This window comes from Ureibacillus sp. FSL K6-0786 (assembly GCF_037965165.1).
GTDB lineage: Bacteria > Bacillota > Bacilli > Bacillales_A > Planococcaceae > Ureibacillus > Ureibacillus thermosphaericus.
This window is the reverse complement of sequence record NZ_CP150191.1, coordinates 1,185,209-1,204,485: the sequence shown is the minus strand read 5'-3', so window position 1 is coordinate 1,204,485 and position 19,277 is coordinate 1,185,209. Positions and strand designations below refer to the sequence as shown.

Below are 19,277 nucleotides of genomic sequence, written 5' to 3'. Positions count from 1 at the left end.
TTAGCGAGATAAATGTTCCCAAATGTTTGGGAGCAATGCACTTTGATTTAAAAATGAATTTGGCGTTGTTTTATAGATTGGGGTGGGTTTGTGAAAGTTGTTTTGAGTTATTTAAAGCCATATAAATGGTTTGCGCTAATTGCCTTAGGATTAATGTTGTTAGAACTTGTAGCTGAATTGGCACAACCGATCATCATCGCCAAAATTATTGATGAAGGTATTGTCTTAAAGGATTTTCATGTGATTTTCTTATGGGGATGCATGTTGATAGGAATTGCATCTTTAGCCTTTTTATGCGGAATTGTAAATACATATTTCGCTGCACATGCGGCACAAAGTTTTGCTTTGGATTTACGAAATGCTTTATTTAGAAAAATTCAATCATTCTCCATGACAACTTTTTTGAAATATCCAACATCCAGTTTGATTACAAGGCTCACCAACGATGTTCAACAAGTACAAAGCATTTTATTTATGAGTCTGCGCATTATGATTCGTGCTCCTTTAGCGGTTGTACTGAGCCTTGTAATGGTGTTTTTCGTTAATGCCAAGATGGCGATGATATTAATGATTGGTACACCGATTCTCACTATTTTTTTATATATAATTGTAAAAAACGGGAGTCTTTTATTTGGACAAGTACAACGTCGAATGGATCGAGTGAATCGTGCGCTTCAAGAAAGTTTACAAGCGATTTATTTAGTGAAAGCTTATATGCGAAATGCCTACGAAACGGAAAAATTTAACCGGATAGCCGAAGATTTAAAACTGGATACGATGAAAGCTCTCCGAATGATGGAGTTAATGATGCCCATCATGAGTTTTGTGCTGAATGTGAGTTTACTGCTTGCTATTTGGTATGGTGCACGTGAAGTAAGCATGAACGAGGCGCAAGTGGGGGAATTAGTGGCAGTTGTCAACTACGCTTTACGTATTACAGGATACTTCGGAATGTTTGCCTTTATTTTAAACGGGTTTACTCGAGCTAAAGCTTCCAGTGAACGAATGGCGGAAATATTAGTCATGGAAGAGGGGCTGGAAGAAGAAAAAAGCGGGACGGAAACACCGAAAGAGGAATTCGGAACGGTTCGTTTTAAAGGCGTTTCCTTTAAGTATCCAAATACAAAAAAATTAGTCCTTCAAGATATTTCTTTCGAAGTAAAGCAAGGAGAAAAATTGGCGATAATGGGGACGACTGGCTCTGGCAAAACCACGTTACTTAGTTTAATTCCCCGTTTTTATGAACCCAGTAAAGGAGAAATTGTAGTTAACGGAAGAAATATTTCCGATTGGTCATTGAAGGATTTACGTAACATGATTGGTTATGTTCCCCAAAAGGCATTGTTATTTACAGGTTCGATTGAAAACAATGTAAAGTGGGGGAAAAGAATGGCAGAACATCGTGAAGTTGTGGCTGCTACGACAAAGGCACAAATCCACGATACGATACTCAATTTTCCTGAACAGTATAAAACAAGGGTTGGCCAAAAGGGCGTCAATTTATCCGGTGGCCAGAAACAGAGATTATCGATTGCAAGGGCGATTATTCGAAAGCCTCAAATTTTAATACTAGATGATAGTACAAGCGCTCTCGATGTAAAGACGGAAGCTGCTTTATGGGATGCCTTAAAAGATACAGAGGCGACGATGCTCGTTGTGACTCAAAAAATCCATACAGCAAAAGGGGCAGATCGCATTGTATTGTTAGATGAAGGAAAGATTGTTGCTATCGGTACACATGACGAATTGATGAAAAGTAGCAAGCTTTATCAACAAATCGCCAGCACCCAAGAGGAACAGGTAGGTGATGAATGATGGAAATGTTCAAAAAACCTTTTGGGTACGAACCGATTTTGACGAAAGAAGATTTACGCAACGCGGAGAAAAAACACAAAGGTCCTAGAGCAAGCGATTGGAAAAGAACGCTCCTTCGTATTTGGAAATTAGTGGATGAACAAAGAGGGTTGTTGATTGCAGTTTTCATCATGGTCATCATCAGTTCGATTGCCGGGTTATTAGGACCTTTTCTGATGGGATATATCATTGACCATTTTGTTATTCCGAAAGAATTTCAACGTATGGTTCCGATGATTGGTGTGCTAATTGGTGTGTACATTGTTTATGCAGTGACATTGTTTATGCAAAACTATTGGATGGTAGGCATTGCACAAACAACGGTATACAGAATGAGGACTGGTGCTTTTAAACATTTGTTAAAGCTCCCAATCTCTTATTTTGATAAAAGGCAGCATGGAGAAATTATGAGCCGTTTGACAAATGATATTGAAACGGTGAGTGCTACGCTAAATACGTCTTTTATTCAAGTGTTTTCGAGCCTTTTAACCCTTGCCGGCACAATCATCGTGATGCTCTATTTAAGCCCGTCTTTAACACTCATTACAATGATCGTCATCCCGCTTATGTTTATAGCAATGAGATGGATTACGAAAAGAACGAGCAAGTTGTTTAAAGCGCAGCAAGAAGCTCTTGGAGATTTAAACGGGATGATTGAAGAAACGATTTCTGGTCAAAGTATTGTGAAGGCTTTTTCTCAAGAGGACCACGTGAAACAGGATTTTTATATGAAAAGTAAACGTCTAAAGAACGTTGGATTTTGGGCGCTTGTATATTCAGGTTATATTCCAAAAGTCTTTAATTTTCTAAACAATATGAGTTTTGCTATTATCGCCGGAATCGGAGGAATTTTTGCGTATTACGGGTGGGTAACAATCGGAACTATTGTGATTTTTACAGAATACGCTCGGCAATTTACCCGACCATTAAATGATTTAGCGAACCAAATCAATACCGTATTATCAGCAATTGCAGGGGCAGAGCGAGTTTTTTCAATTATGGATGAGGAGATTGAAGAGGACCGAGGAAACCTACCTGATGATTACCTAATTCGAGGTGAAGTAGAGTTTCGAAATGTGTCTTTTAAATACGAGTCAAAAAACAAATCTGATACATTGCATAATTTGAATTTCCGTGTTCAACCAGGTCAAACGGTGGCGCTTGTTGGGCCTACTGGAGCCGGGAAGACGACAACGATGTTATTGATTGCCCGCTTTTACGACGCAAATAGCGGTGAAATTCTCATTGATGGAAAGAATATTCGCGATTATAAGCGGCAAACGTTGCGACGACAAATGGCTTTTGTGTTGCAAGATCCCTTTTTATTCGAAGCGTCTGTTCGAGAAAATATCCGTTATGGAAGGCTTGATGCAACCGATGAAGAAGTGGTGGATGCAGCAAAAAAAGCCAATGCTCATGATTTCATTATGAAGTTGCCAAAAGGCTATGACACGGTGTTAAAAGCGGATGGTAGTGAAATTTCGCAAGGTCAAAAACAATTGTTATCGATTGCAAGAGCATTTTTAGCGAATCCTGCAATTTTGTTATTGGATGAAGCGACAAGTAGCATTGATACTGTAACGGAAAAGAAAATTCAAGAGGCATTAGAGGAGTTAATGAAAGGACGAACTAGCTTTGTCATCGCCCATCGATTAAATACCGTTCGTCATGCAGATATCGTGTTTGTGATGAAAGACGGAAGAATTGCAGAATCGGGGTCTCAGCAAGAATTAATCGAAAAAGATGGAATTTATGCAAATATGTTAAAACAATCAAAAGGAGGGGGTGTTTAGAAAGGTGTAACTTTCTAAACACCCTCACATCATTATCATAATCTTTTATCAATTTTTGATTCTGCGGTGTGTGAAATCAGTTTCCACCATGCTTGTCAGAATTTGTATAACCAGTTTTGGGTTAATTACAATTTAAAATCACACCCTAAACATGCTATATATGAACTTTTACTCAATTAAAATATTTCTCCCAAATCAATCGTAATTTGGTTAAGATAGATTACTTAAAGCTATATACAAATCCTACCTCACTCTTAGAATCTAAGGATAGTAAATTAATATGAAAGGGGATTATTGACATCAACTCTGCTCTAGCCTATGTTGATGAAAAAACGGCAATTGAAAATATGAAAGTGGCTATTAATACTATTCGTGAGGCTTATGATAACAGAGTTTCAACAATTGACAAAGCTTATTTAGAAAAATAGAAAGAGGTGAACGATATGGATAAGGAAATATATCCAAGATATGAGCTGGGTAAATTACTAAATATTACGTACCAAACTAAAATCCTCCCAAATTCCATCAATCTTTCTATAATTTGGTATCCACTCTGTTGCTTCAGATATAGTAAAAAATATCTGTGACAATAAAAATACTCCAATAGCAGATACTATTTTTAAAAAACGGAACCGATTTTTGATTATCAGCCTATCAATATCCCTCTCTGTATTAAATAACATTTAGGTTAATAAAACATAACTAACAATATCCTTATATAAGGATGTAACCTGATTTCAAACATTTCCATAATTTTATTTTCAGGACCTTTTAGATGTTACGTCAAATTTTAAAAATCCTTTTAACAATCGTCTTTAAAAAACTTTTCTACTATATATTCGAATCGAGAGTATCCACGAAAGAACATAAAGAAGTGCAGCCGATAATATTATGGCAAGATAAAACAGGGAATTATCCAAAGATAGTACCGTTTGGACTACCTCTCTTACTCTATCATTCAAATTAGGTATAAAACTTAGGGTAACCATATAAATAACAAACACACCACCAAATCCAATCAATAAATATTTACTGTTAAATAGATAAGAAAATGGGAAAGCAAATGAAATTAAACCCATTACAATGCTCGTAATGAACAATAATACTTCCCATTGCATGATTTCTCTATGAATCATCCAATTTCCTATAAAAATAGTCAGCAGAGTAAGAAAAATAAAAATTAGCGCACCAATATACTTTGAACTGACAATTTCCTTTCGTGTATATGGTAAAGAATTTAAAAGCAGATTGGCTGACGATGTTTCATCCGTTTGAAAAGCATTCATGATGATTACAATACAAAAAACGATAGCCACCCAAGAAGTAGAAACATTTACAAATAAATAGATAAACAAAAATAACAACATGAATGGCAATGTTTTCTTCTGTAATATCATATCTTTACGAATAAGATTTAGCATCTCTCTCTTCTCCTTTCTTTGTATATAGCATAATATCCTCAAGTGTCGGTTTCTCTATAATGACCGTATCACCAAAAATATTTTTTGTACGTTGTTTATTCGCTGTCAATGCTCGGAATCCGTGATTAGTTTTATGAATTCCGATAAATTCTTGTTCTGTATCACGATCTAATAGATTCGTTCCTCCTTTTACTATTGCGAATTCCTCTTCGATTTTATAATACTCTTTTGTAAAGATATGTTGCCCATTATGAATAAAGGTTATATAATCTGCTATTCGATCTAAATCTGTCGTAATGTGCGTTGAAAAAAGGATTGTTCTTTCTCCATTCTGCATAAGGTTGTGTAGGATATTTAATAATTCACTGCGAATGATTGGATCTAATCCCGATGTAGGTTCATCCATGATAATTAACTCAGCATGGTGGGATAATGCGATGGTTAATGAGGCTTTCATCTTCATCCCTTTTGAAAAGGTTTTTAAATTTTTCTTTAAAGGCAGTTCAAACATATCTACATATTGATTAAATAAGGTATCATCCCATTTACGATAGGCAGGTTTAATAATTTTCTTCATTTCAGCCAATGTAATATTTTCATAAAAAATGTTACTATCGAACACAAAGCCGATTCGTTGTTTTATTTCTTTTTCATTTTTTTTATAATCCATACCAAAAATAGAAATTGTTCCACTATCCGGTTTTAACAAATTCATTATCAGCTTGATGGTTGTGGATTTTCCTGCCCCATTACCACCAATAAACCCTGTAACAAAGCCTTTCTTAACTGAGATAGATAAGTCTTTCAATTCAAATCCTTTAAAAGCCTTATATACATGCTGTAATTCAATTACATTTTCCATCATGTATCCTCCTTATATAACAATGTAAGAAGTTCTTTTAATTCTTCTAATTCTATCCCTACTTCTTTACTATTTTGAATTGCAGATAAAAGTTGTTCTTCAATGACTTTCATTTTCCTTTCCAGAATCATTTCATTATTTTGTTCACATACAAACGATCCTTTTCCAACTATTGAGTAAATAAAGCCATCATTTTCAAGTTCTTCATATGCTCGCTTTGTTGTAATGACACTTATATTTAAATCCTTCGCTAATTGACGCATGGAAGGCAGGGACTCGCCAGGTTTTAGTTCATTCGTTAAAATTTGTTTCTTTATTTGAGCATAAATTTGCCTATAAATCGGTTCTTTAGATTGGTTCGAAATTATAACTTGCATGCAAAAACCTCTCTCGAAAAAAATGTATATATTATATATATACATTTTACACATTATTGAATTGGCAAACAATACCTTTTTAGGGTATTTCCTTATGATAAAAATGGGTGAAATTCGTCCAAGCTATATATCTCAAGGGGAGTTGAAAAAAGCCCGAAACTTTAACGGATACAACTGCACTCGGCTGTCTCAACATGACTTTTCAAACGGTTACTTTTAGAAATATTTGACGTTTTATTAACGAAGAATGGATGAAGCGATGAAACTTGAGAGAAAAGGTGAAAAAGAGCGAATGACGTAATTTATGGGAATGTGATGCAGCTTGTTGCAGTGGGCGAATGCTTTGTCTAAAATGTTAAAAGTAAAAGAAATAGATCGGAGTATTAAAGATGAACATTGCCTTTATGACCACATCGTTACCTATAGATGAAGAAACATATCAAGAAATTCAAAATTTATCTCGATTTGCAACAGAAGTGGACCAATGCCCTTATTCCTATGCTTTAAATCTACCTTTATTAAATAAAACATATAGCAGGGGATTTTGCATCCTTGCTTACGATGAAGAAACAAATGAGTTAGTTGGTCTTATTACGGCGGTAGATCGAATTGGTTTGGATACATATGAATGGACCATGCTAGTTGATCCTATGTACAGACAAACAGGCATAGATGATGCATTACTTAGTTTATTATCAAAAGCTTTTAAAGATCGACACGCTGTTGGAGAATTAGTAGTTGTCCTAGAAAATGACCTATACGGAAGAAAAATCATTGAAAAATACGGATATACATATAGCTTTTCGGAAGCGACTTTTGAAGCGGAAGCGGAAATGGTTGAAATGAATGATTCTATATATATAAGACCGTATAACGAATCTACGGATTTGGAACCCCTTGTTGAAATATTTAGAGAAACATTTGGCGACCTCAGGGAAGAAACAATCGAACTCATTGAATTGAATACAAAAGTTCCAGGAAGAGTGATTTGGGTTGCAGAAAAGGATGGAGAAGTTGTCGGAACTGTAACTACTTCAAAGGAAGAAATGAACCAGTGGATTACTTCCTTAGCAGTACATCCCCTCCATCAACGAAAAGGGATTGCGACAGCTTTATTGAACTGGGTGAAAGACTTTGCTTATCGAAGCGGAGCAAAACAAATTTTCCTTGAAGTAGAGATGGAAAATGAACAAGCTTTATCAGTTTATCAAAAGGCTGGATTCCAGAAGACAATTCAAATAGATTTTTATGCGTATGGGGAATCTTGATTGCCTAATGAATATAAGTCCACAACAAAATTGTGGGCTTCTTTTCATGTCATTTCATAAGTACCTGTGAATCATTGGAATTTGTTATAATTGTTTTCATGAATGATAGAAAGAGGATGAAACCAGTTATGGAAAAGAATCACGAAATTTCATCATTAAAGCTTATGTGGCAGATGACTCGTCCACATACGTTAACGGCAACTTTTGCGCCGGTCATTTTAGGGACGGTAATGGCACTGTATGATACAAAGATCGATTGGTTGCTATTTCTGACGATGATGATTGCGTGTTTGGCACTTCAAATTGCGACAAATTTATTTAATGAATATTACGATTTCAAGCGAGGGCTGGATACGGAAGAATCGGTTGGCATTGGCGGAGGAATCGTTCGCCACGGCTTGAAGCCAAAAAATGTATTGGCGGTAGCGATTCTTTTATATGTTTTTGCTGGGATTGTTGGTGTTTATATTTGCTCGAATTCTAGTTGGTGGTTAGTAGTCATCGGATTGTTTGGAATGGCGGTAGGTTATTTATATACTGGTGGTCCGCTGCCGATTGCCTATACCCCTTTTGGTGAGTTATTTGCAGGAGCTTTAATGGGAACTGCTTTCGTGTTAATTGCCTATTTTATTCAAACAGGTGATGTCACGCTGCTTTCAGTACTCCTCTCCATTCCATCAGGGATATTAGTAGGCGGAATCAACATGGCTAACAATATTCGAGATATTGAGGAAGATAAAAGAGGCGGAAGAAAGACGCTTGCCATATTAATCGGTAGAACCAATGCAGTGAGATTACTAGCAATCGGTTTTATTATCTCCTATTTTTGGATTGTCGGATTAGTGGTGACGGGAAGCATCAGTCCTTGGGCGCTAGTAGTGCTGTTAAGCGTAAAAAAACCTATAGACGCTATTCGAGGCTTCCAAAAGGGCGAAAGCGAAATGCAGTTTATGCCTATTGCCATGAAATCAACAGCCATGACGAACACAATTTTCTGCTTTTTATTATCAGCTGGGTTGTTACTAGGATATATATTTTAGTAGGATAAATGAAGGTTTATGTTAAAATCTTGCCCATTCGAACGAATCGCTTCCTTTTGGAGGCGATATTTTATTTTAGTAAAACAATACTGTTAAGTTAATTTACAAAAATTATAACTGTTTGTTGGATAAAAAGATGATTAAATAGAAGTGAATAGGAGATGTAGGAAAGTAGTATTTTTTATTGCAATAAAGAAATGCTGAAATTTATTTGGTGTCGCTTGAATTAGATGGATTGTTCTTTAGTTTGAGGAAATACTGAATGTGAATGATGTGAAATGCTCGTTATTCTCGTGGGGGAATAATAGCCAAATCCATGACAATAATAGTCATTCTATAAAGCATAATAGTCAAATTTGTGAACATAATAGTCAATCAAACAAAAATTGCTCTTGAAATTTATGATAATAGTCAAAATCGAGTCAGTTATAGCCAAACTACAGAAGATAATAGTCACACTCTTCAACTTATTAGTCAATCATCTAAAATCGCCTCTTGGAGAATACGATAATAGTCAAAATTTAACCAATAATAGTCAAGCTACTAAGGATAATAGTCAAATCTAACAAAATAATAGCCAACAAAGAGTGAGTTAGAAAATTAACTTATCCGCTCTTTGTTGGCGTGCATATCCTCATATTATTTAAATAATTCATCAATTTCTTCAATTTCTTCTTTACTTAATGATACTTTGGCTGTTTTTAAATTGTTCAATACTTGCGCAGCACATTTTGCTCCTGGAATGATGGCAGTTACGGCTTCTCGTGTCAAATACCAAGCAAGAACAACATTTGCAACCTCTACATCCTTCGATTGGGCGATTGTGCGTAATCGTTCCACTTTTTCTACGATTTTCTCATACGTTTCTTTTTGGAAGAACTGAGATTTTTGACGATATTCAGGTATTTCGGTATCCTTTGTATATTTTCCTGTAAGCAAACCAGAAGCCAAAGGAAAATATGGGATAAAAGCAATCTGGTTTTTTAGTGTGTATGGAAACATCTCTTTTTCAGCATCTCTATAAATTAAGTTATAGTGTTCTTGAACCACATCCACATAGCCATCTTTATTTGCTTCCTGTAATTGTTCTAATGAGAAGTTAGAAACACCGATTGCTCGAATTTTTCCTTCATCCTTCAATTCTTTCAATGCTCCAATCGCTTCATCCTTTGGTGTTTGCTCATCGGGAAAATGAATGTAAAGTAAATCAATATAGTCTGTTTTTAAGCGTTGCAAACTTTTTTCCACTTCTTCTTTTAAAAATAAAGGTGAGTTGTCCATTACTCTTTGGCCATCAACTATTTTAGCTCCGACTTTTGTTGCAATGATCAGTTCATCTCGGTTGCCCATTTCTTTTAAGACTTCTCCAATGAGTTCTTCTGAACGGCCTAATCCATACAAATATGCAGTATCAATGAAGTTGATTCCGTTTTTGATGGCAACACGAACAAGCTCTTTTCCTTCTGTTTCACTTAGATGAGGGTGAATATTGTGTCCACCGACTGCATTCGCTCCTAATCCAATAGGGTTCACATAAAAATCTGATTTTCCTAATCGCACATATTTCTCCACAAAAATCATGCCCCCTTATTACTTATTAATTTACTGGGAGCTGATATTAATTACAAGAAATTTACAAAACTAAGAGAAAATGAGTTGTAACACAAGGGACATTGGCTGCTGAACTAATGTGGATTTTGTCGATATAAGAATATACAATTTTTGGTTGTCGAATTACTGAGCGTCAGTAGATATTTGAATTAGTAGAAATAGGTATATTGAGAATTCGATTTAAATTTATTGTAAAAAAGGTTGTCAAAAGAGGTGGCAAGTTTGACGTTTCTTGTGAAAATTTGCGCATAATTTCTTATTGTGTAATAGATAAAGTCAAAATCGTGATAAAAAAACGAATTAGGCATACTATCAACTGATTTTTTGTGAACTAATGTTTACAAAAAGGAATAGTGCTGTCGAAAACGATAGAATGGGTATGTTTCAATACAAAAATAATAATCTTACAATCGTGATATTTAAATAAAATAGAAGGTAACATTAACAATAACCAAAATGAAATGAATATTGATGTCAACTAAGTTAACGATATATCTTTATTGAGATAAGGGGATGTCGAAATTTAAATGTTATTTCAAGAAAACATCTAAAATGAAAAGATATGTAAAAATCAATTAATTTTTATATATTAATAAAATAATGTGTCGTATTATTTCGAGTAATCATTAGTACAAAATGTATGTGAATTAAATTGTCGAATATTAATTAATAAAATTATCAGCAAGGCTGTCAAAATTTAGAAGATAAGAAGGGAATGCGTACTCTTTAATTGGCATTTCAAGAAGCTCGCCCTTCAACAACATGAAGAGTAGCCCAGTGAGGAGGGAGCCAATTGTCTATTCTTTCTTGTAAGTATTCGATCGGGACAAACAGCCAACTCTCATGTCTTACTGCTGCGTAGATAATTCCAATTACAATTCCATCTTCATTCATGATAGGGCTTCCACTGTTACCCGATATACAGGTGCATTTATCATGTATACATCCTCTTCCCATTCAGAAAGTAAAATGGGTTTCATTGACAATACCAGTGAAAAAAAGCGGATTTCCAATAAAGCACAAAGTCCGTTAATTAACGCTTTATTGATTTCCGTATATATAAGTTTCTAAAGCTTCCTTTTGTGCTTCTAATACGAGGTCCACTAATCGCGCTCATCCTTTTCCTCTTTTTACATTTTGCCTCTCCTTTAAGGAATTCTGTTTATGTTAATAATGCTGCGTCTTACATTCATTCTTTAAGAAAAGCTTCGTTGACAAAATACCTATGGGGGTATATATTGTAATTAAATTAGTTCTTCTTTGAAAAATTACTGTTGATGCACAGAGGTTTTGGGAATGAAACAAAATACCATTCAGGGTATAAAGGAGTGCTTGATATGAAGAAAGTATTGATAGTGGGAGGCGTAGCTGGTGGTGCAACAGCTGCTGTGAGAATTCGCCGTTTGGATGAGAAAGCAGAAATTATTATGTTTGAGAAGGGGCCGCACGTGTCCTTTTCCAATTGTTCATTGCCGTATTATTTAGGGGGAGTTGTTGAGTCAAAAGAAAAATTAGTGTTGATGACGCCTGAGAGCTTTAAAACGAAATACAATATTGAAGCCCGCGTAAATCAAGAAGTAATTCGAATTCATCGGGAAGAAAAGACAGTGGAAATAAAAAATTTAGAAACAAATGAAGTGTATAAGGAAAGCTATGATGTTCTCATTCTTTCACCGGGGGCAAATCCTGTTGTGCCTCCTTTTGAAGGGGTGAACCTGCCTCATGTATTTACTGTAAGAAATGTAGCCGATATTGATCGATTACATCAATATGTGAATCAGTCGAATGTAGAAAGAATTGCTGTCATTGGCGGTGGATTCATCGGAGTAGAAGTGGCAGAAAACTTGAGAGAAGCTGGAAAAGTAGTCACATTGGTTGAGTACTCCCCGCAAATTATGGCACCGTTTGATGAAGATATGGTGCAGATTCTGCATAAAGAAATGCTTGACCATGGTATTCAATTAATTGTGGGAGATGGGCTGAAGAAAATAACAGAAAATGCAATTGAACTTAATTCAGGAAAACAAGTGGAAGCCCAAGCGGTTGTGCTGGCAATTGGGGTAAAGCCTGAAATCACTCTTGCGAAAGAAGCAGGACTTGAAATTGGCGAGTTGGGCGGCATTAAAGTCAATGCCAACTATCAAACGTCTGATCCATCCATTTATGCGGTAGGAGATGCCATCGAAGTGTACCACCGCTTAACGCACAAACCAACAAGACTTGCTTTAGCAGGACCAGCTGTGCGACAGGCAAGAGCGGCAGCAGACCATATATATGGTCAAAAAACAAATAATAAAGGAGTTATTGGTTCATCAAGCGTCAAAATTTTCGACTTAAATTGTGCCGTGACGGGATTAAATGAAAGAGCAGCAAAAGAGGCTAACATCAGATATGATAGTGTTTATGTGATTGCACCGGATAAAGTGGGACTCATGCCAAACAGCAATCCGCTTCATTTTAAACTCATTTTTGAAGTACCTACAGGTAGAATCCTTGGTGCTCAAGCCATTGGAAAAGGAAATGCAGATAAACGAATTGATGTGATTGCCGCTTTAATTACGATGGGGGGTACCCTTGAAGATTTAAAAGAGCTCGAATTAACCTATTCTCCAATGTATAGCACCGCTAGGGATGTTGTGAATATCGCTGCTCTTGTCGGATTAAATATTTTACATGCAGATTATAAGCAAGTTCACGTTTCCAAAGTGCGAAACTTAGTTGAACAAGGAGCAACATTTATTGATGTTCGGGAAAACCATGAATTTGAAAGTGGTCATTTAGTAAATGCTATTAACATTCCGTTGAGCGAATTGCGCGAGCGGGTAGATGAAATTCCTCGCGATAAACCGGTTTATATCCATTGCCGTTCAGGACAACGGAGCTACAATGCAGTAAAAATCTTACAACACTTAGGCTTTACAAATGTTTATAACGTTTCCGGTTCATTTTTAGGGATTTGTTTATATGAATACTTTACAGATGTGACAACGAGCAGAGAAAAAATCGTAACAGATTACAATTTCAAATAAACAGTTCGAATTTGCAACTTTCTTGCCAATATGGCACAATAATTATCAAATTAAACAAGAAAACAGTTTTCTAGGGTTCCGCTATTTGTAGGTCTGGTCCGAGAGAAAACGACGCATTTGCGTACACGGAAGGATAAAAGCCTGGGAGATAAATCTATCTCTTTAGGCTTTTTTTGTTGGAGGAGTGAATATGAACAAACAGTGGATGAAAGTCTATATCGCAGCTTTATTTGAAGTGCTTTGGGTTATTGGTCTTGCTCATGCAGGTACTTTCCTTGAATGGTTAGGAACGATCATCGCCATCATCTTAAGCAATTATTTATTAATCAATGCATCTCAATATTTGCCTGCAGGTACAGTATATTCGGTATTTGTTGGATTAGGGAGTATAGGGGCTGTCATCAGTGAAATTATATTTTTTGGCGAGCCTTTTCATCTTTTAAAAATTTTATTCATATTGCTCATTTTAGCAGGTGTGATTGGATTGAAACTTGTGACTGATGAAGAGAAAAAGGATGTGAATAAGGAATGGCATGGGGAGCGTTAATTATAGCTGGATTATTGGAAACGTTAGTTGTTGCGGCGATGAATCAATATGCAGCTCGTCGCAGTTGGAGACCGATTGTGATATTTAGTGCAAGTTTTGTTGGAAGTTTGTTTCTATTGCAATTTGCGATGCAAACAATTCCAATGGGAACAGCTTATGCAGTTTGGACAGGAATAGGTGTTGTCGGTGGTACCCTAGTTGGTATGTTCTTTTACAAAGAATCACGTAATTGGAAAAGAATCATGTGTATTTTTATTATTCTACTAGCAGTGATCGGTTTAAAATTATTAGAGGGGTAAATACTATAATGAATTGTTAATTAGGAACGGGGGATTTTATTGGCAAAGCATCATTATTTTTTTGCAGTAAAATTACCGAAAGAAGCAAAAGATTTCTTATATGAATGGATTCAAGCGAGAAAAGGAGATTTCCCTTTTGCCCGGTGGGTCCATCCGGAAGACTACCACATCACCTTAGCTTTTTTAGGGTTTGCTGAAAAATCGATGCTAAATGAAGTCGTGGAAAAGGTAAAACCAATCTTAGAAAAAGAATCTTCTTTCACCTTGACGTTGAATTCCTTAGGGATTTTCGGTCCGAAAAAGGCTCCCAGAATTTTTTGGGCAGATGTGGAATCATCAGAACAGCTCGATTCCATCCAAAAATCGGTATATAGGGAATGTGAAAAAACGGGTTTTCAATTGGATAAAAAACCTTTCCGTCCGCATATAACGTTAGCGAGAAAATGGAAGAGTGAGGATGCTTTTGAAGAAGGAACGTTATTACAAATTCGAGAGAAAGATGGAAAAACCTTTTCTTTCAATGTAACGGAAATTGTTCTTTACGAAACACATTTAGATCGAACGCCGAAATATCATGAGTATGTAAGCTTTCCTTTAGCAATTCCAGGCGGTTAAATTAAAATCCGTATCATAAGCTTACCCCTTCCTTAATAGGATAGTAGTAAGACAGATGAAGGGGTTGCTTATGAAATTAAGACAAGCTTTCGTATACTTAATACTTTTATTTGCTATTGCTTACTTTTTTATTTATGACCGTGAACCGCTGCAATCCGTTCAGTTTTCCATTATAATGTCTGGATTATTAATCATGATTCGTAGATGAAATAAAGCGATTCGTTCCTTGAATCGCTTTTATTATAGTTGACTTTATACCTACGAGGGTATAAACTGAAATTAGAATAAGCGTCAAGAAAGAAGGGATACATAATTGAAAAAATATGATGCGAAAACAAAAAATCGCATTAAACGTATTGAGGGGCAAATACGCGGAATACTGCGCATGATGGAAGAAGGAAAAGATTGTAAAGATGTTGTAACTCAACTTAGCGCTGTGCGTTCTGCAGTCGATCGAACAATTGGCGTTATTGTAAGCGAAAATTTAATTGAATGTATGAATAATAGTAAATCAGAAGATGTAGATGAATTAGTACAAGAAGCCATTAATTTAATCGTAAAGAGCCGTTAAAAGATAGCTGTATAATCAGCTATTTATTTAGCTTAAAAATTATACCTATAAGGGTATATGGGGGTAGAAATATGGAATGGATAGTGTTAGCAGTCATCATTGTGTTCATTGCATGGCGCTTAAAGCCGGTAAATGTGAATACTATTTCAACAAACGAATTGAAGAATATGTTAAATGACAAGGACAAAGTATTGATTGATGTACGAACTCCTGCAGAATATAAAGCCAATCATATTCGGCAATTTCAAAACTTGCCATTAGGTTCAGATTTTACAAAGCTTCCAAAGGATAAAGAAATCATTGTCATTTGTCAAAGCGGGATGAGAAGTAGCCAAGCTTGCAAACAATTAAAAAAGCTAGGTTATGAACGTGTCACAAATGTTCGTGGAGGCATGAATGCTTGGAAAAATTAAAAGGAGGATTTATGCATGAAAGAAATTAGTGCGAAAGAAGTGCAACAACGTTTAGAAGGTGGAGAGCGACTAAATATACTGGATGTTCGTGAAATAGAGGAATACCACGGAGGGCATATTCCGGGAGCAATCAATATTCCTTTAGGGTTACTTCCTATTCGCATGAATGAATTATCAAAAGATAAACCGTATATTGTCGTTTGTTTAGCAGGTGGTCGCAGTGCCCTAGCAACAACGATTTTAGAAAATAATGGGTTTAATGCTACAAATATGATTGGTGGCATGAGTGCTTGGGAAGGGGAAGTTGAGTAGTCGTTTTGTTTAATAAATTATAGGGATTTCACGTTTAAAACAAGTTTTCTTGTGAAGAATACTTTTGTTCATCTCTAAATAAGATATACAAAAGGAGTTGTTTATTGTGAGAATCCCTGGATTACCAAAGCCTAGTGCACCAAAGAGAGAACGAGGACTATTTAAAGCATTTACGGAAGCTGCCTTGAAAAGAGTGAAGAAGAGAGGGTATGTTCGAGTACCTCCGAGAAAATAAAGCTGTTCTACTATTTAGGAACAGCTTTATTTTATAGTAAAATTTAACTAATTGTTTTGTGCATTTAGCTTTGTTTGAATGGGGGATGGAGAAATGTTGATAGAAGTCTTAAATGGCATAGCTATATTATTTTATTGGACCTGGTTTGTTTGGCCGTTTGTTTTTGTGTTTTCCCTCGTTTATTCGATTGCTTCATTTATAAAGTATGAACGAGCATCTACAAAGCCTATTTTTATTGCAGGTTTTGCATTACTAATCATGATTTCACCTATGGTCGCTGTATGGAATTAAGCAAGTGTTGTCAGGAAATACGATTCAAACCGTGCATCTTCTACTAGATGTACGGATTTTTTTATTTATTACATTCAAATAAATATTTGAATATTAACCTTTTACATGATATACTAATATTCAAATAAGTATTTGAATGATAGTGGGGAACGATATGCCAAAAGAACACGATGTTTGTGAAGTTACCTGTATCGATGAGGTAAAAGTAAAGAGAGTTCAGGAGCAACTTGCTCAACAAAAAACGCTGGAAGTGGCCAAGATTTTTAAAGCCCTTGCTGATGAAACACGCATAAAAATTGCATATGCATTAGCCGTGGAAGAAGAGTTATGCGTGTGTGATGTAGCTAATATTATCAATGCTTCAACTGCAACTGCTTCCCATCATTTAAGGTTGTTACGCAATTTGGGGCTAGCAAAATATAGGAAAGAGGGAAAGCTTGTTTATTATTCTCTCGATGATGATTGCGTGAAGCAGCTCATAGAGATTGCTTTCAAGCACCAACAAGAGGTGACGAAAGTTGAAAGAAGTTGAGAAACAAATTTATCGTGTAGAAGGCTTTTCATGCGCAAATTGTGCGGGGAAATTTGAACGGAATGTGAAGGCATTGCCGGGAGTGGAGGATGCAAAAGTCAATTTTGGCGCATCTAAAATCACCGTATTTGGGCATGCGACAGTAGAAGAATTGGAACGAGCAGGAGCCTTTGAAAATTTAAAAGTATATCCGGATAAAGTGATTCGAAAATCCTCGACAAAAAAAGAGAATCAGCAAGAATCGACAGTTCCCTTTTATGAAAAATATCAAACGTTATTATTCTCTGGGTTACTGATTGTTCTCGGGTATATTTCAACCTTTGTAAATGGGGAAGATAATCTCATTACTGTGTTACTCTTTATTTCTTCTATCATCATAGGAGGATATTCGCTGTTTAAAGTAGGGTTAAATAATTTAATCCATCTCGACTTTGATATGCGAACGCTCATGACAGTTGCAATTATTGGTGCGGCTATTATCGGTGAATGGGCGGAAGGTGCCATCGTCGTCATTTTGTTTGCCATTAGTGAAGCTTTAGAGCGATATTCAATGGATCAAGCGAGAAAATCCATTCGTTCGTTAATGGAACTTGCTCCGAATGAAGCATTGATTCGACGAGGCGGTGAAGAATTAATCCTTCCAGTTGAAGAGATAAAGATTGGGGATATGATGATTGTAAAACCTGGCCAGAAGATTGCAATGGATGGCGTTGTGGTGAAGGGGACATCAACTGTAAACGAAGCAGCAATTACCGGTGAATCGATTCCTGTTGAGAAAAAGGAGAAAGATGAAGTTTACGCTGGAACCCTCAATGAAGAAGGACTATTAGAGGTTCGAATTACAAAATATGTAGAAGATACAACCTTATCAAAAATCATTGAATTAGTTGAAGAAGCGCAGACAGAAAGAGCTCCTGCTCAAGCCTTCATCGACCGATTTGCTAAATACTATACGCCTATTATTATGATGATTGCTTTGCTTGTAGCAATTGTTCCACCATTATTTTTCGGTGGAGTTTGGTTAGAGTGGATTTATCAGGGATTAGCAGTATTAGTCGTTGGTTGTCCATGTGCCCTTGTAATTTCAACGCCAATTTCGATAGTTTCTGCTATTGGTTCTGCTGCGAAAAAGGGAGTGCTCATCAAAGGCGGTATTTATCTTGAAGAAATGGGTTCATTAAAAGCTATCGCCTTTGATAAAACAGGTACGCTGACGAAGGGATTACCTGTGGTGACAGATGTGAAGGTAATGGATGAAGCGTCAAATGAAAAAGAAATACTGGCGATCGCTTATGCATTAGAGAAAAGCTCCAGTCATCCGCTTGCATCGGCCATTGTGCGAAGGGCAGAAGAGGCAGGAGTGAATCATTCGGAATTGGAGATAGAGCAATTCAAATCCATCACTGGTAAGGGTATTCAAGCAACCATTGAAGGAGAGTCGTATTATATTGGAAGTCCCAATTTATTTATAGAGATTTTCCAAAATGGCTTGACGGAAGTTATCCAGAAGGAAACGGCGATACTCCAGAACGAGGGCAAAACGGTGATGTATTTAGGGACAAAAGAAAAAATTCTCGCAATCTTTGCCGTTAGAGATGAACTTCGCGAATCTAGCAAAGAAATGTTGGAAAAATTGCATGAGTTCGGCATTGAAAAAACGGTGTTATTGACAGGCGATAATGAAGCAACCGCAAAAGCCATAGGGAGTGAAGCAGGAATATTAGAAGTAAAAGCGGATTTAATGCCTGAAGACAAGTTAGAGTTTGTGAAAACGTTGCGAAAACAATATGGTAAAGTAGCGATGGTAGGGGATGGTGTAAACGATGCTCCCGCTTTAGCGGCCGCCACAGTTGGCATTGCTATGGGTGGTGCAGGAACAGATACAGCCCTTGAAACTGCTGATGTTGCGTTTATGTCCGATGACTTAAACAAACTACCCTTTACGATCAAATTAAGTCGCAAAGCATTAGCCGTTATTAAAACAAACATCGCCTTTGCTTTAGGGGTAAAACTTCTTGCGTTGCTACTTGTCGTTCCAGGATGGTTAACTCTCTGGATTGCCATTTTCTCCGATATGGGCGCAACGTTATTAGTTACATTAAATAGCATGCGGTTATTGAGAGTTAGAGAATGAAGTCATTCCATCAGCAATAATTTGATTTTTGCTGATGGAATTTTTTATTGGGGATAGGTAAATATTTGGGAAG

The 19,277-nt window shown here is 36.3% G+C and carries 22 protein-coding genes and 1 riboswitch; of the genes, 16 read left to right on the top strand and 6 right to left on the bottom strand.

From position 1 onward, the window contains the following. Nucleotides 1–90: 90 nt before the first annotated feature. Both NSQ18_RS05885 and NSQ18_RS05880 read left to right on the top strand, forming a co-directional pair. Nucleotides 91–1,815 (top strand): ABC transporter ATP-binding protein, encoded by a 1,725-nt coding sequence (locus NSQ18_RS05885; protein ID WP_016837678.1) that lies wholly within the window; start codon nucleotides 91–93, stop codon nucleotides 1,813–1,815. After that, entirely contained in the window at nucleotides 1,815–3,647 is a 1,833-nt protein-coding gene (locus NSQ18_RS05880; RefSeq protein WP_016837679.1) for an ABC transporter ATP-binding protein, read from the top strand. Before NSQ18_RS05885 ends, NSQ18_RS05880 begins: the two co-directional genes overlap by 1 nt. A gap of 485 nt (nucleotides 3,648–4,132) precedes the next feature. Here the strand turns inward: NSQ18_RS05880 and NSQ18_RS05875 are convergent, their stop codons facing one another. The 4 genes from NSQ18_RS05875 to NSQ18_RS05860 form a co-directional block, all read right to left on the bottom strand. Beyond that, the gene (locus NSQ18_RS05875; protein ID WP_157782645.1) at nucleotides 4,133–4,330 is read right to left on the bottom strand and encodes a YfzA family protein; all 198 of its coding nucleotides are present in this window, start codon (nucleotides 4,328–4,330) and stop codon (nucleotides 4,133–4,135) included. A gap of 132 nt (nucleotides 4,331–4,462) precedes the next feature. After that, complete coding sequence (locus tag NSQ18_RS05870) at nucleotides 4,463–5,068, bottom strand: ABC-2 transporter permease (protein WP_339289408.1); 606 nt, start codon at nucleotides 5,066–5,068, stop codon at nucleotides 4,463–4,465. Continuing rightward, the gene (locus NSQ18_RS05865; RefSeq protein ID WP_168411901.1) at nucleotides 5,049–5,930 is read right to left on the bottom strand and encodes an ABC transporter ATP-binding protein; all 882 of its coding nucleotides are present in this window, start codon (nucleotides 5,928–5,930) and stop codon (nucleotides 5,049–5,051) included. The genes NSQ18_RS05870 and NSQ18_RS05865 overlap by 20 nt, the downstream gene beginning before the upstream one ends. Next, complete coding sequence (locus tag NSQ18_RS05860) at nucleotides 5,930–6,307, bottom strand: GntR family transcriptional regulator (RefSeq protein ID WP_016837682.1); 378 nt, start codon at nucleotides 6,305–6,307, stop codon at nucleotides 5,930–5,932. The genes NSQ18_RS05865 and NSQ18_RS05860 overlap by 1 nt, the downstream gene beginning before the upstream one ends. A 389-nt stretch (nucleotides 6,308–6,696) precedes the next feature. Here NSQ18_RS05860 and NSQ18_RS05855 point away from each other — a divergent pair, with 389 nt between their 5' ends. Further along, nucleotides 6,697–7,575: a GNAT family N-acetyltransferase gene (locus NSQ18_RS05855; protein ID WP_016837683.1), complete on the top strand. Its 879-nt coding sequence runs from the start codon at nucleotides 6,697–6,699 to the stop codon at nucleotides 7,573–7,575. Nucleotides 7,576–7,673: 98 nt separating this feature from the next. Then, entirely contained in the window at nucleotides 7,674–8,615 is a 942-nt protein-coding gene (locus NSQ18_RS05850; RefSeq protein ID WP_260320044.1) for a 1,4-dihydroxy-2-naphthoate polyprenyltransferase, read from the top strand. Nucleotides 8,616–9,254: 639 nt separating this feature from the next. On the opposite strand, the gene NSQ18_RS05845 is transcribed toward NSQ18_RS05850, so the two are convergent. Both NSQ18_RS05845 and NSQ18_RS05840 read right to left on the bottom strand, forming a co-directional pair. Continuing rightward, nucleotides 9,255–10,187, bottom strand: coding sequence for an aldo/keto reductase (locus tag NSQ18_RS05845; RefSeq protein ID WP_016837685.1), 933 nt, complete (start codon nucleotides 10,185–10,187; stop codon nucleotides 9,255–9,257). A 777-nt stretch (nucleotides 10,188–10,964) separates the two neighbouring features. Next, the gene (locus tag NSQ18_RS05840; protein ID WP_339289405.1) at nucleotides 10,965–11,120 is read right to left on the bottom strand and encodes a hypothetical protein; all 156 of its coding nucleotides are present in this window, start codon (nucleotides 11,118–11,120) and stop codon (nucleotides 10,965–10,967) included. Between the two features lie 443 nt (nucleotides 11,121–11,563). On the opposite strand from NSQ18_RS05840, the gene NSQ18_RS05835 reads away from it, so the two are divergent. The 12 genes from NSQ18_RS05835 (at nucleotide 11,564) to NSQ18_RS05780 (ending at nucleotide 19,204) form a co-directional block, all read left to right on the top strand. Continuing rightward, nucleotides 11,564–13,255, top strand: a complete 1,692-nt coding sequence (locus NSQ18_RS05835; protein ID WP_339289404.1) for an FAD-dependent oxidoreductase — start codon at nucleotides 11,564–11,566, stop codon at nucleotides 13,253–13,255. Between the two features lie 59 nt (nucleotides 13,256–13,314). Beyond that, a riboswitch (guanidine-I (ykkC/yxkD leader) is annotated at nucleotides 13,315–13,405 on the top strand. 40 nt (nucleotides 13,406–13,445) lie between these two features. Continuing rightward, entirely contained in the window at nucleotides 13,446–13,802 is a 357-nt protein-coding gene (locus tag NSQ18_RS05830) for an SMR family transporter (RefSeq protein ID WP_339289403.1), read from the top strand. Then, nucleotides 13,784–14,101: a multidrug efflux SMR transporter gene (locus tag NSQ18_RS05825; protein WP_339289402.1), complete on the top strand. Its 318-nt coding sequence runs from the start codon at nucleotides 13,784–13,786 to the stop codon at nucleotides 14,099–14,101. Before NSQ18_RS05830 ends, NSQ18_RS05825 begins: the two co-directional genes overlap by 19 nt. A 39-nt stretch (nucleotides 14,102–14,140) precedes the next feature. Next, entirely contained in the window at nucleotides 14,141–14,716 is a 576-nt protein-coding gene (thpR, locus tag NSQ18_RS05820; RefSeq protein ID WP_339289400.1) for an RNA 2',3'-cyclic phosphodiesterase, read from the top strand. Nucleotides 14,717–14,786: 70 nt separating this feature from the next. After that, on the top strand, nucleotides 14,787–14,924 hold the full coding sequence (locus NSQ18_RS05815) for a hypothetical protein (protein ID WP_016837691.1): 138 nt from the start codon (nucleotides 14,787–14,789) through the stop codon (nucleotides 14,922–14,924). 105 nt (nucleotides 14,925–15,029) lie between these two features. After that, nucleotides 15,030–15,287 carry a metal-sensitive transcriptional regulator gene (locus NSQ18_RS05810; protein WP_016837692.1) on the top strand — a complete coding sequence of 86 codons (258 nt, stop codon included), beginning with the start codon at nucleotides 15,030–15,032 and terminating at the stop codon, nucleotides 15,285–15,287. A gap of 71 nt (nucleotides 15,288–15,358) precedes the next feature. Beyond that, the gene (locus NSQ18_RS05805; RefSeq protein ID WP_168411896.1) at nucleotides 15,359–15,700 is read left to right on the top strand and encodes a rhodanese-like domain-containing protein; all 342 of its coding nucleotides are present in this window, start codon (nucleotides 15,359–15,361) and stop codon (nucleotides 15,698–15,700) included. Between the two features lie 15 nt (nucleotides 15,701–15,715). Continuing rightward, entirely contained in the window at nucleotides 15,716–16,012 is a 297-nt protein-coding gene (locus NSQ18_RS05800; RefSeq protein ID WP_016837694.1) for a rhodanese-like domain-containing protein, read from the top strand. Between the two features lie 106 nt (nucleotides 16,013–16,118). Beyond that, complete coding sequence (locus NSQ18_RS05795; protein ID WP_016837695.1) at nucleotides 16,119–16,247, top strand: hypothetical protein; 129 nt, start codon at nucleotides 16,119–16,121, stop codon at nucleotides 16,245–16,247. A 93-nt stretch (nucleotides 16,248–16,340) separates the two neighbouring features. Then, the gene (locus NSQ18_RS05790) at nucleotides 16,341–16,538 is read left to right on the top strand and encodes a hypothetical protein (protein ID WP_339289397.1); all 198 of its coding nucleotides are present in this window, start codon (nucleotides 16,341–16,343) and stop codon (nucleotides 16,536–16,538) included. A 154-nt stretch (nucleotides 16,539–16,692) separates the two neighbouring features. Beyond that, entirely contained in the window at nucleotides 16,693–17,070 is a 378-nt protein-coding gene (locus NSQ18_RS05785; RefSeq protein WP_096550173.1) for a metalloregulator ArsR/SmtB family transcription factor, read from the top strand. Then, entirely contained in the window at nucleotides 17,057–19,204 is a 2,148-nt protein-coding gene (locus tag NSQ18_RS05780; protein ID WP_016838775.1) for a heavy metal translocating P-type ATPase, read from the top strand. Before NSQ18_RS05785 ends, NSQ18_RS05780 begins: the two co-directional genes overlap by 14 nt. Nucleotides 19,205–19,277 lie beyond the last annotated feature (73 nt).